This window comes from Litorilituus lipolyticus (assembly GCF_006439335.1).
Classification (GTDB): domain Bacteria; phylum Pseudomonadota; class Gammaproteobacteria; order Enterobacterales; family Alteromonadaceae; genus Colwellia; species Colwellia lipolytica.
The window spans coordinates 20,200-32,849 of sequence record NZ_SAWY01000001.1; the positions used below are offsets into that span (position 1 = coordinate 20,200).

General features: G+C 37.3%; 12 protein-coding genes. 6 read left to right on the plus strand and 6 right to left on the minus strand.

Features of this window, described 5'->3' with window-relative positions:
- Positions 1–2: 2 nt before the first annotated feature.
- From EPA86_RS00110 to pspA, 4 genes are all read right to left on the minus strand, one after another.
- Positions 3–1,463: a YcjX family GTP-binding protein gene (locus EPA86_RS00110; RefSeq protein WP_140600673.1), complete on the minus strand. Its 1,461-nt coding sequence runs from the start codon at positions 1,461–1,463 to the stop codon at positions 3–5.
- 203 nt (positions 1,464–1,666) lie between these two features.
- A complete protein-coding gene (gene pspC / locus EPA86_RS00115) occupies positions 1,667–2,101 on the minus strand; it encodes an envelope stress response membrane protein PspC (protein WP_140600675.1) in 435 nt (144 codons plus the stop codon).
- Entirely contained in the window at positions 2,098–2,325 is a 228-nt protein-coding gene (gene pspB, locus EPA86_RS00120; RefSeq protein WP_118960530.1) for an envelope stress response membrane protein PspB, read from the minus strand. The genes pspC and pspB overlap by 4 nt, the downstream gene beginning before the upstream one ends.
- Before the next feature lie 96 nt (positions 2,326–2,421).
- Positions 2,422–3,084 (minus strand): phage shock protein PspA, encoded by a 663-nt coding sequence (gene pspA / locus EPA86_RS00125; protein WP_140600677.1) that lies wholly within the window; start codon positions 3,082–3,084, stop codon positions 2,422–2,424.
- A gap of 239 nt (positions 3,085–3,323) precedes the next feature.
- Here pspA and pspF point away from each other — a divergent pair, with 239 nt between their 5' ends.
- From pspF to EPA86_RS00155, 6 genes are read left to right on the plus strand one after another with little or no spacing between them, the layout of a single operon-like run.
- Positions 3,324–4,457: a phage shock protein operon transcriptional activator gene (gene pspF / locus EPA86_RS00130; protein WP_140600679.1), complete on the plus strand. Its 1,134-nt coding sequence runs from the start codon at positions 3,324–3,326 to the stop codon at positions 4,455–4,457.
- The gene (locus tag EPA86_RS00135) at positions 4,447–6,156 is read left to right on the plus strand and encodes an ABC transporter substrate-binding protein (RefSeq protein WP_140600681.1); all 1,710 of its coding nucleotides are present in this window, start codon (positions 4,447–4,449) and stop codon (positions 6,154–6,156) included. Before pspF ends, EPA86_RS00135 begins: the two co-directional genes overlap by 11 nt.
- 1 nt (position 6,157) lies before the next feature.
- Complete coding sequence (locus EPA86_RS00140; RefSeq protein ID WP_140600683.1) at positions 6,158–7,186, plus strand: ABC transporter permease; 1,029 nt, start codon at positions 6,158–6,160, stop codon at positions 7,184–7,186.
- Positions 7,176–8,069 (plus strand): ABC transporter permease subunit, encoded by an 894-nt coding sequence (locus EPA86_RS00145; protein WP_140600685.1) that lies wholly within the window; start codon positions 7,176–7,178, stop codon positions 8,067–8,069. Before EPA86_RS00140 ends, EPA86_RS00145 begins: the two co-directional genes overlap by 11 nt.
- Entirely contained in the window at positions 8,069–9,058 is a 990-nt protein-coding gene (locus tag EPA86_RS00150) for a peptide ABC transporter ATP-binding protein (RefSeq protein WP_140600687.1), read from the plus strand. The genes EPA86_RS00145 and EPA86_RS00150 overlap by 1 nt, the downstream gene beginning before the upstream one ends.
- Positions 9,058–9,855, plus strand: coding sequence for a peptide ABC transporter ATP-binding protein (locus EPA86_RS00155; RefSeq protein WP_140600689.1), 798 nt, complete (start codon positions 9,058–9,060; stop codon positions 9,853–9,855). Before EPA86_RS00150 ends, EPA86_RS00155 begins: the two co-directional genes overlap by 1 nt.
- A gap of 115 nt (positions 9,856–9,970) precedes the next feature.
- On the opposite strand, the gene EPA86_RS00160 is transcribed toward EPA86_RS00155, so the two are convergent.
- On the minus strand, positions 9,971–11,878 hold the full coding sequence (locus EPA86_RS00160) for a SurA N-terminal domain-containing protein (protein ID WP_140600691.1): 1,908 nt from the start codon (positions 11,876–11,878) through the stop codon (positions 9,971–9,973).
- Between the two features lie 211 nt (positions 11,879–12,089).
- A complete protein-coding gene (gene hupB / locus EPA86_RS00165) occupies positions 12,090–12,362 on the minus strand; it encodes a nucleoid-associated protein HU-beta (RefSeq protein ID WP_140600693.1) in 273 nt (90 codons plus the stop codon).
- Between the last annotated feature and the right edge of the window lie 288 nt (positions 12,363–12,650).

Sequence of the window (12,650 nt, forward strand, 5' to 3'; positions counted from 1 at the left end):
GGTTATAACATCTTATCTGCTAATAAAAATTGTAATACTTGGTCCATTCGGACATGTGGCAATGCTTGATTTTTTGCAATACCGTCTATGGGTGCAAAGCTAATAAAATTAAAGCCTTTTTCTTGCCAGTATGTTTTATCAGGCAAGTTACTTGGAACAGCTCCTGGAAAAATAGTAATCCTTTCTTCAACTTGAACATCAGGTGATAATTCATCATTTGTTTTAAGCTTCCTCCCTTGTATCACTGGAATCTCTTTTCCTTGATGCACAGTTTTACCTGATTTTGTTGCCTTTACTGAGGCGATTGCTAATGACTTCATTTCAATCGCTTCATAATTGAGCTGATGCTTACTTTGATAAATCAATTGATTTAATAAGTCCGTTAGCGATTGATGCTGTTCAGGGGTAACGTGATCCGCTTTTGTCGCAGCAAAAAGTAGTTTATCAATTTTAGGAGCAAATAAACGCGACAATATACCTGAGCGACCATAGCTATAGCTCTCTAGGATCATAGACATTGCCATTTCTAAATCAGCAAAACTATGTTCACCATTATTTAATGGTGTTAAACAATCAGCTAGTACTATTTGCCTATCAAATCGAGAAAAATGCTTTTGGTAAAACTCTTTAACAACCCGTTCTTTATACTCTATATAGCGAGCACGCAACATTCCAATAAAGCTGTCATCTTTAGCGTTCTGGTAGTCGTTACCATCAATATTGTTAAAGTTTGCAAAAGGGAAGAACTCTAAGATAGGCGCTCCTGCTAACTCTGCTGGTAAAATAAAACGCCCAGGTTGGATAACTGACAACCCCAGCTCATATCTGAATTTATGCAATAGCTGAGTATACTCTGCGGCAAGCTCTGCTATTACTTCTTCGTTAGCGACAGAAAAGGGGTCTATCTTTGACACTTTTTCAATAAACGCTTTGCTATGATTCAACCTGGGTTCACTACATAGAAGCTCGAGCATTTTCACTGACCATTGCTCAAAAGTTTGCTTAAGCATTGGTAAGTCTAACAACCACTCTCCTGGATAATCAGTAATATCAATCGTTAATGTTGCCATATCAGTAGCATATTTTAATAGTGACTGTTTTGGCTGGTAACGGATAGCTAGGCGTAATTCACTTATCCCTTGTGTAGGCTCTGGCCATGTAGGAGTTTCATTACTTAGTGCTGAAATTGCACCTTCATAATCAAACCTAGGTACATGATAATGTTTTTGAGGGACCCTTTTAGCAGCAATAAAGTTTCCTTGATGCACAGGATCAAAAAAGTTTAAATGAGAATTAGCCCCCTCATTAACTAATTGATTTACCAAAGACGTGATAAAGGCTGTTTTACCGCTACGACTGAGCCCTGTTACAGCAAGGTTTATATGCTGATCTATTGTTCTACTGAACAAATCATTTGCTTTGCCTTTTAATTTCTCTAATTGTTGCTTCTTTATTAACGCCATGATTTATTCTTTTATTTCTAACTGTAATACATCGAAGAATAGAATTGATAATAAAGGCTTTTATTCTAAAATAATAGCCTTTTACCTTTTGGATGATAACGTTTAGCAATTGATGTTTTTTGCCAAAATTGCATATAAAAAAGAGCTATTACCATGGGTTAATAGCTCTCTTTATTCGGTTCAACTTTGCTAATTAAAATCATCTATAGCTTATTTATTTCTCTTGAAACGGTAAACTCAGGTGATGTTACATACTTCTCAAGACTTTGTAGCTTATGCTCGAGGGTACGAAATTTTCGCCTAATATCATGAAAAGCTTGCTTTGGCGGCTCACCTGATTGCCAAATCCTTGCTTTCACTTTAATTGATTCATTAGCCACTTCTTCTTCTGTTTCTACTGACGGCTTATGATGAGCTTTCCCTTTAGCGTTTGGTAAGCTATTTGGATTTTTATCTAAAATAAACCAAGCAGCGATATAACCGAACACTAAAAAAGGCATTCCAAATAACACACCCGACACAACAAGAATTCGTACTAACCAGGTTTCCCAACCAAAATAATCAGCAATGCCGGCACATACCCCAGCTATTTTTCCACGACTGGGGTTACGATATAACTCTCCACGTCGTTTACTCATAGTTTACTTCTCCAATTGGGGGTTTCAGCATCTAAAATAGCTTCTAACGTATGAATTCTTTCACTCATTTGATCAGCCATTTCTGATAGTTCTGACAACTGCACATATTCTTCTTCACTAAGGCCTTGGCTCACTTGACCCTTACTTCTATAATGCAAAACTAGCCATATAGGTGCAACAATAACCATAAAAATGATCACAGGTGCCATAATGATATCTTCCACAACATTTCTCCTTAAAACGAAACGGGAAATTTCAATCGATAAATAAAATATACTTTAACAATTACAATTAAAACACTGTTTTATACTGTTATTAGTCTATTTTTTTACACTCATTTTAGCTTTTAATTCAGCTAATTCATCATCAACTTTTTCATCAGACTCTAAATCCGCAATCTCATCAGCTAACGATTTACTGCCTAAGTCATAAGACTCTACTTGAGCTTCAATATCATCAATTTTTCTTTCATAGTGGTCAAAACGATTCAACGCATCATTCACGCGTTCACTGTTAATATTCTTTTTCACTTTCAACCGTGAACTGGCTGTTTTCTCGCGCATTATAATAGCTTTTTGACGTGCTTTAGCATCAGCTAATTTTTCTTGCAGCTGAGTAATTTCATCTTGCAGCTTAGCTAAGTGCTCATCTGTATGAGCTAACTCATCTACTAACGACTGAGCATTTTCTGTACATTTTTTCTTTTCGATTAAAGCAGAGCGCGCTAAATCATCTCTATCTTTACTTAAAGCTAATTCAGCTTTTTCTTGCCATTGTTCCGCATCAGCTTCAAAGCGAGATACTTGTCTAGCTAAATCTTTCTTATCCGCTAAGGTTTTTGCTGAACTTGAACGGACTTCAACTAAGGTATCTTCCATCTCTTGAATGATCAAACGCACCATTTTTGCTGGATCTTCAGCTTTATCTAATAAACTGTTAATGTTTGAATTAACTATATCTGTGAATCTTGAAAAAATACCCATAACATCTTCCTCTTTACTAACAAGGTAAACTACATGTTTAACCTAAACCTGTGCTTTGTTAAAATTATTTCAGCACCTTAACTTACCCAGTTTGATATTCACTTTTTGCGCCAACTTTAAAAACAAATATAACAACCTGTTTTTATTGAATTAATTATATTTTCATAAAAACTCTTTTATCCTAAGCATTAATGAAATACACTATTTGTTAGTGAAAAAAACCAATTAATAGGTTGAATATGGCTCGATTTAATCAACAAGACAATCTTCTCGGCCAGTCGAATAGTTTTCTAGAAGTTTTAGAACAAATATCTCAAATTGCACCACTGAGTAAACCAGTTCTCATTATTGGTGAGCGTGGTACAGGTAAAGAGCTTGTCGCCGCACGGTTACATTATTTATCAAAGCGCTGGGAACAGAGTTATTTAAAGCTTAATTGCGCCGCATTAAATGAAAATTTACTTGAAACTGAACTGTTTGGTTATGATAGTGGCGCATTTACGGGGGCAAGTAAACGACATGAAGGCCGTTTTGAGCGAGCAGATAAAGGTACCCTTTTCTTAGATGAAATTGCCAATACCTCAGGACTTATTCAAGAAAAACTACTCAGGGTTGTTGAATATGGAGAGTTTGAGCGTGTTGGCGGTTCAAGAACTATCAATACCGATGTTCGTTTAGTAGCCGCTACCAATGAAGATTTACCGACATTAGCAGCTTCAGGGCAATTTAGAGCTGACTTGCTAGATCGATTGGCGTTTGACGTTATCACCTTGCCTCCCTTAAGAGAACGCGTCGAAGATATCATTATGCTTGCAGAGCACTTTGCTATTAATATGGCAAGAGAGTTAGAATTTGAACTCTTCAGCGGTTTCACTGAAAAAGCTAGGCGAAGCATGCTTGATTACCACTGGCCTGGAAACATACGTGAATTGAAAAATGTTGTTGAGCGAAGTGTTTATCGCTGTAATAATCCACATTTGCCCGTTCATGAGCTGGTCATTGATCCCTTTGAATCACCTTATAGGCCAAGTCAAAGAATTAAAACTCATGACAGAGTTAATGAGTTGGTGAGTAATAATCATGCAACAAAAGAAATTAGCGAAGAAAGTAGCACAACCGCTGAAAAAGAAAACATTTCCGCCAATGTCAACACATCTCAAGTACCTTTGGCATCAGTTAATGACAAGTTATTTCCACAATCATTAAAATCCTTGTCACAACGATATGAAATTGATCTAATTCAAAGTGCATTAGCCCATTGCCAGTATAATCAGAAAAAAACTGCCGATGCATTAGAATTAACCTATCATCAGCTTAGAGGCTATTTAAAAAAGTATAATTTACTTGATGGTAATGTATCTGATGATACTTAATAAAGTCATTACAACAACAGGTGTTGGGTTGCTCAAGTACTCAGCCCTTGTTGTAATTATTTTACTGCTATGTGCTTGTGGTGATAGTAACAAACTCTCTTTAAGTCAGCGTAGTATCATATATTGCTCCGAAGGCTCACCAGAAACATTTAACCCGCAACTTGTTACATCCGGCACAACCATCGATGCAACATCTCATCAACTGTATGACCGCTTAATCACCTACAAAGGCAAAGAGAATATTCTATCGCCTGCTTTAGCTAAATCTTGGCATGTCACTAAAGACGGGAAAAAAATCACTTTCTATTTAAGACAAGATGTAGCATTTCATCAAACGGACTATTTTACTCCGAGTAGGAAACTTACTGCTGACGACGTACTATTTAGCTTTAGTAGAATTATTGATAAAGAACACCCATACCATCATATTTCAGGTGGTCACTACCCATTTTTTCAAAGTGTTGAGTTCGGAAACCTTATTGAAAAGATTGAAAAAATTAACGACTACACTATAAGATTTCAGTTAAAGCATGCTGATAGTACATTTTTAGCTAACTTAGCTACTGATTTTGCTATTATTCTTTCTCAAGAATACGCTGAACAGCTTGCCCTTAAAAAGAAAGAGCACGACATCGACCTTCATCCCATTGGTACCGGGCCTTTTAAGCTAAAAGAATATCATATTGGCTCTTTTATCCGTTATTATCGACATGATGATTATTGGCAAGACCAAGCAAAAATAGAGCAATTGGTGTACGACATTTCACCAAGTAAAACGAGTCGCTTAACAAAACTTCTCGCTAAAGAATGTGATGTAAGTAGCTATCCTATTGCCCATGGAAAAATTAAAGAAAGGCAAGATCTTGAGTTAGATTCAGTAACCGCTCTAAATATTGGTTATTTCGGCTTTAACACGAAAAAGGCGCCATTTAATAATAAACTGGTAAGGTTAGCCGTAAGTTTGGCGATTAACAAACAAGCCCTCATTGATACGGTTTATCAAGGGCAAGCTGAAATGGCTAACTCTATCATTCCAAAATCATCTTGGGCGTACGATGACAGCATTCAAATGCAAGAGTATAACCCCATACAGGCGAAAGCATTACTAGAGGTTGCTGGACTTGCTCAAGGCTTTACTATGGATATCTGGGCTATGCCCGTTCAGCGTTCGTATAACCCAAATGCTGTCACTATGGCAAAACTAATCCAAGCAGACTTAAAAGAAATTGGCATTACGGTTAATATTATTAGTTATGAATGGACTACTTTTTTAAGAAAACTAGCTCAAGGCGAACACCAAACCTTTTTATTGGGCTGGTACGCTGATCACCCAGACCCAGATAACTTTTTCAGCCCTATGTTGAGCTGCAGCGCAACAGAAACAGGTAATAACAGAACATTTTGGTGTAATAAAGAATATGACGCTTTACTGCAACAAGCATTACAAACGAATAATATTAAAAAACGAAAATCTTATTATGCTGCTGCGATGAAGGTAATTAATGAAGAGCTGCCACTATTACCTATTGCACACTCTAAACGATACCAAGCTAGAGATAAAGCAGTGAAAGGTAAAATATTGGCAGACTTTGGCGGTATTAGTTTTTATCAAGTCTACAAAGAAAGTCCCACACAAAATCCTGAAGAATCTGAGAATGAAGGCAGCAGCAATAACCTTAATGTAGAGGCTAAACACTAAGATGTTGATATTTACCTTAAGGCGACTCAACCTGTTTATTTTCACTATGCTGGTATTAACTTTACTGTCATTTAGTTTAAGCTTTTTGTTTCCAGGCGACCCTGTTATCAATTTATCAGGCCAATTAAACTCAACTGAACAGCAACTTGCCGTTATAAATCAAAGTTATCGAATGCAAGACAACATTATTTGGCAGTACTTTGCTTATATACAGCACATTATTCAAGGTGATTTTGGCCTATCAATGTCTAGCCAGTCCCCGGTAATAGATGAAATAATGATATTATTACCTGCGACCATAGAATTAAGCTTAGTCGCTCTGCTTATTGCCATGTTTACCGGAATACCTTTGGGCTTTATTGCTGCAATTAAGCACAATAAAACCAGTGATAATATTATTTTATCCGTTGCAATGTTTGGCTATTCCATCCCGGTTTTTTGGTTAGGTTTATTAGCAATACTCTTTTTCTCTATTGGGCTAGGTTGGTTGCCTTCTGCCGGTAGGATCAGTTTATTGTTTGAAATTGAAATGGTTACAGGTATTCAATTTTTTGACATCTTAATGAGTAACAGTCCAGATAAATGGCAAGCATTTCAAGATGCTACAGCTCATATAATATTGCCAGCTTGCGTTGTTGCACTTGCACCCGCCACAATCTTTGTTCGTTTAGCGAGAGCATCCATGATAGAGGTACTTGAAACAAGTTATATTCGAGCAGTAAAAGCAAAGGGCTTAAGTTTTCAGCAAATTATTTTTCGACACGCCTTACGAAATGCGCTAATAAAGATTATCCGACACGTAGGGCTCCAATTTGCGAACTTAGTCACCATTGCAATGGTTACGGAAGTAATTTTTAGCTGGCCAGGTATTGGGCGTTGGCTCATTGAAAGTATTTATCAAAGAGATTACACCGCTATACAAAGTGGCTTATTAGTGCTTTCTTGTTTTATTTTCATTGTGCACATCTTAACCGACTTTATCTATGCAGCGCTAAATCCACTTGCACGAGGAAATAAACATGGCTCGTGAGAAAATTTATCAAGAGGAAGTTTTTCCCTCTCCTTTCATGCAGTTATGGCTAATTTTTCGAAAAACGCCAACAGCGATGATCGGGTTTGTATGTTTTTTATTTCTTATATTTCTTGCTGCATTTGCTCCATTTCTAGCTCCATACTCACCTGTTGAAGGTCATTTAGATATGGTGCTACTCCCTCCAGCGTGGCATGAAAATGGCAATGTCAGCTTTTTATTGGGTACTGATGAACTGGGAAGAGATATGTTATCTCGTCTGATGTATGGGGCATCACTCACATTTGGCTTAAGCTTTGTTGTTGTTATTATCTCTTTGATTATTGGAGTAATCATCGGTTCACTTTCGGCTTTAACTAAAGGTATTAAATCAAGCTTTTTAAACCACTTTCTAGATGTAATTTTGTCTATTCCATCTTTATTATTAGCAATTGTTATCGTTGCCATTTTAGGCCCTGGAATAAGCAACACCGTCTGGGCAATTGTCATGGTGTTAATCCCACAATTTATTCATATCACCCGCTATGCCGTAAAAGAAGAGTTTAGGAAGGATTATGTACTCGCATCTCGCTTAGATGGCGCTAGTAACTTTCGAGTTTTATATTATTCGGTATTTCCAAATATCGTCGAACGTTTGATGAGCCAAGCCACTTTAGCGCAATCAGCTGCAATTCTCGATATTGCCACGCTGGGTTTTCTAGGTATAGGGGCACAAATACCGCTACCAGAATGGGGCGCAATCTTAGCGAATGGTCTAGAGCGTTTCTATATTGCCCCATGGACAGTATATTTACCTGGTTTAAGCATTCTTTTTGCCGTTGTAGCCACTAACCTAGTAGGTGAAGGTATTCGCCATGCCTTAAAGCTTCGTAAGGAAAGCTAATGAATTTATTAGATATTCGTAATCTTTCTATTGAGCTAGAAACCACTAACCAAAATATACTCGCAGTTGATAGAGTGAGCCTTTCTATGAAGGAAGGTGAAGTACGAGGATTAGTGGGAGAATCTGGCTCAGGTAAGTCACTACTTGCTCAAGCGATCATTGGTGTTTTAGAAGATAAATGGCACGTTCATGCTGACCGGTTTCATTGGCGAGGTATCGATTTACTTCGATTAGATATTGAAGAGCGTAAAAACATCTTGTGCCGCGACATAGCCATGATTTTTCAAGAGCCCATGGCAAGCTTGGACCCAACTACCACTATTGGTGAACAATTAGCAGAAGCTATAGATAGTAAACAATTATCAGGTTTTTTCTGGCAAAAACAGCAACAACGTAAAGAAGCTGTAATCCGCTTATTGCATAAGGTAGGGATTAAAAAGCATATCCAGTGTATGAAGAGTTACCCGCACCAATTAACTGAAGCAATATGCCAGCGTGTCATGATTGCAATTGCATTGGCAAGTCGCCCTGTACTACTCATTGCTGATGAACCCACGGCTGCCATGGAGAGCACAAACCAAGGGCAAATATTTAGACTACTTGCCAGCTTAAACCAGCTTAAAAACATGTCTATTTTGTTAATTAGTCATGATTTAGAAAACATCACTCACTGGACCAATACCATCACGGTTATGTACAGTGGCCAATTTGTTGAAGCAGGTACCACTGAGCAAATATTCAATAAACCATTACACCCTTACACAAAGGCATTAGTGGATAGCAGCCCAAAAGCAAACTTACAACTACCTAGCAAATCACGATTAATGACCTTACCTGGCAGTATTCCAATTTTACAGCACTTGCCAATAGGTTGCCGACTTGGACCAAGATGTCCACGAGCTCAGAGAGCTTGTGTGGAAGCGCCAAAAGTACAGAACTTTCATGGTCATAAAGTCAGTTGTCACTTTTCATTAAAGGATACATATTAATGAGCGAATTACTTGCTGTAGAAGGTATTGCTAAAAGCTTTAAATTAAAAGGCCACTGGTACCATAAGAAAGAATTTTCTGCATTAGCACCGCTTTCTTTTTCCGTAGAATCGAACAAGACTTTAGCTATAGTGGGTGAAACAGGTTCAGGAAAATCAACCTTAGCTAAAATACTAGTAGGAGCAGAGTCTCCAAGTAGCGGAAAAATATTTTTAAATGGTCAGCAGCTTCATAAGCAACAATTAAAGCAACGTTGTCAGCATATACGGATGATATTTCAAGATTCAGGTACAACACTTAATCCAAGTTTAACCGTTCTACAATTACTCGATGAGCCGCTCAAATTAAACACTAATTTGAACGAGAGCCAGAGAAGACAATTGATACGTCAAACATTGCAAAAGGTAGGTTTACTCGGCGATCACATGAACTTCTACCCTCATATGTTCTCAGGCGGCCAGAAACAACGAATTTCTTTAGCGCGTGCCATTATTCTTCAACCACAGGTTATTATACTTGATGAAGCTTTAGCGGCTTTAGATCCTTCTTTACGCTCTCAGATGATTAATCTTTTACTCGATTTACAACAACAGATGGGCTTAGCGTACATATTAATTTCACACAATTTAGGAATTGTGAGGCACTTTAGTGACCAAGTAATGGTCATGTGCCAAGGTGAAGTCGTTGAGCGAGGCGATACACTAGAAGTAATGCAAAACCCAACGCATAAAGTCACTAAGAAGCTGATGATGAGTCAAAACTTTCAACTTAAACATCACAAGCACAAGTGTATGTAAGCCAGAATTCACTCCCCTTTAGATGTTAATTCAAGATTTCCTTTAATTAACTAATAGATAATAGAAATAAAAAAAGCTGCCGAAGCAGCTTTTTATCTTAAAGATAAATCATACCTTAGAAAACATTCACAGGTTCAGCAACAGCTTTACGAGTGATTTTGGCACCTACTTTTAATGAATCAACAAAACTCTTATAAGCAGATTGTGCTAACTGAGAAACTTGTTGCTTACCTAAACTAGGCTCTACAGGTTTTTCAGAAACGTGAACGGCTTGCACCTGAACTAAAGCTAGATCACCATTACTTAATGAAGCTGAAGAAGCTGACACTTCATCTGCTTGCGGATGTGGTAAAACAAATGCTGCTCGGCTAATGCTCTGATCAATTTCTGCACCGTATCGAGCAACTTTCTCTTTAGTCTCAAACGTGCTATTCAATTTGGTTAATTGTTCTGAAATATCGTTGCCTTCCTTAAATTGAGCAAGTAAACCATCAATAGTCTCTTGTGCTAACTCAGTAGCTTTTTGAGAAACTAAAGTAGTATTTATTTGTGCTTTTACTTCATCCAACGGCTTAACATTTGCTTCTTGGAAAGTATTTAATCGAAGTACAACAGCAATATTATCATTTACCTCAATGATATCTGAGTTCATATTATCCTGTAGCACTAAATCAGAGAAAGCAGCTTCAATAACTTTAGGGTTATTAAAAGGTGCAGGGTTTCCTTGTCTTGTTAACCAAGATGAGGTTTGCACAGTTGCACCAACTTCACTAGCCGCATCTTCTAAGCTATCTGGAAACTCGAAGCTGATACGCGCTAATTCTTGTTGTAAAGCAAAGAACTGATCTTGTGCTCTTTCATCACTTACTTTAACGCGTAATTCATCTTTAACTTGCGCTAATGTTTTAATTTGCTCAGCCTGAAGCTCAGTCAATTTTATGATATGGAAACCAAAGCTTGTTTTGATTAAATCTGTTGTGTCACCAATATTTGCTAAGGCCAAAGCAGCATCGTCGAAGTTTTCTTCCATAACACCCGGCTCTAACCATTCAAGATCACCACCATTTTCACCACTGAAGGTATCATGAGACAACTCTTTAGCTAATTCTGCAAAGTCTTCTCCTTGCTTTAAACGAGCCAGTACAGATTCAGCCGTTGCTTGCGCTGCAGATTCATCATCATTAAACTCGATTAAAATATGAGAAATACGACGTTTTTCTTCTTCTGTAAAATCACTAACATTCTCTTGATAGTATTGTGCAACCTCTTCATCAGTAACATTAATGTTACGTGCAATTTCAGCCACATCTAAACGAACATAATCAACTTTAACTTGTTCTTTATTTTCAAAGCGACTTTGGTTGGCTAAATAATAACTATTGATTTCTTCATCTGTGACTTCAATATCAGCTTTAAATTGTTCACTAGCGATGGTTGCAAAACGAATATCACGCGTTTGGTTTTGTAAGTTTGATTGTAACTTTTCTTGATACGGTAAATTGAACTCACTAGCAACTAGTGCTTGGCTCAATTGACGACGTACCATTTCAACACGAAGGTAATCACGAAAATCTGAAGATTGAAAAAAACCAGCTTGATTGATAATGGCAAGATAGCGGTTATTATCAAAACTACCATCAACTTGGAATTCAGGCATCTGTCGAATAGTTTCTTTCAAGCGCTCGTCTGAAACTCTAATTGCTAAGTCATTACTTGCCTGGTCAATTAACTTTTCGTTAATTAAGTTATCTAAAACGCCTTGGCGGAAATTTGCCATATAGTTAGCATCGTTTGAAAGTGTTTCAAACATTTCACCAAATTGTTGTGCCATACGATTTCTTTGAGCCTGATAAGCTTTATTGAAATCTTGTTGGCTAATACTTTCGCCATTCACTGTTGCAACAGATGTATCTACAGAGTTTGTATAACTACCAACTCCTGCCACAGCAAACGTAAGGATAATCAAACCAAGTATAATTTTGGCGGTTAATCCTTGTGATTTTTCTCGAATATCTTCTAACATTTTTATCTCTTTTCTACGCCTAAATATTCTAGACTGAATTTCGGTTGCTCGCGATTCTAGCAGATGCAAGCTTTCGCTTGAAGCATAAGATAAGCAAATTACAAATTATTTTTTTATTTATCCCGTTTATCGCTATTTTATGCCCATAAAGCAAAAAACCACCTAAAAAGGTGGTCTTTTTAAAAGACTTTATAACAAGTCAAAAAACAGCTTAGTTACAAGCGTCTTTTAATGCTTTACCAGCTTTGAAAGATGGAATTTTTGCAGCAGCGATTTGGATAGTAGCACCTGTTTGAGGATTACGGCCAGTGCGAGCAGCACGGTCACGTACAGAGAAAGTACCAAAACCAACAAGAGCTACTTGCTCACCATTTTTTAATTCTTCAGTTACAGCGCCAATAAATGAATCTAACGCACGACCCGCAGCAGCTTTAGAAATATCTGCACCAGCAGCAATCTTTTCGATTAGTTGAGATTTATTCACAGTGGTATACCCCTTCAATTGTTATTATGCAACGCTATCCTTTTCTATATGATTGCCTTAAAAGTAATAATTTTCTTTTAGTTCAATCTCAAGCGTTGAGTTTAAAAATAATATTTCGCCTAGTTTACCTTATATTTCTTTGCCCATGGGCATGAGGAATAAGGGGTCTAGCGATATAAGCGTAGTTAACTTATCACAGTTTCAGCGTTTGAAAAGCGATAATTTCACTTTTTGATAAAAAAAACTGCTTTTTTTGCCTTTTTTGATGCAAATCATCAAAAAAGGCTG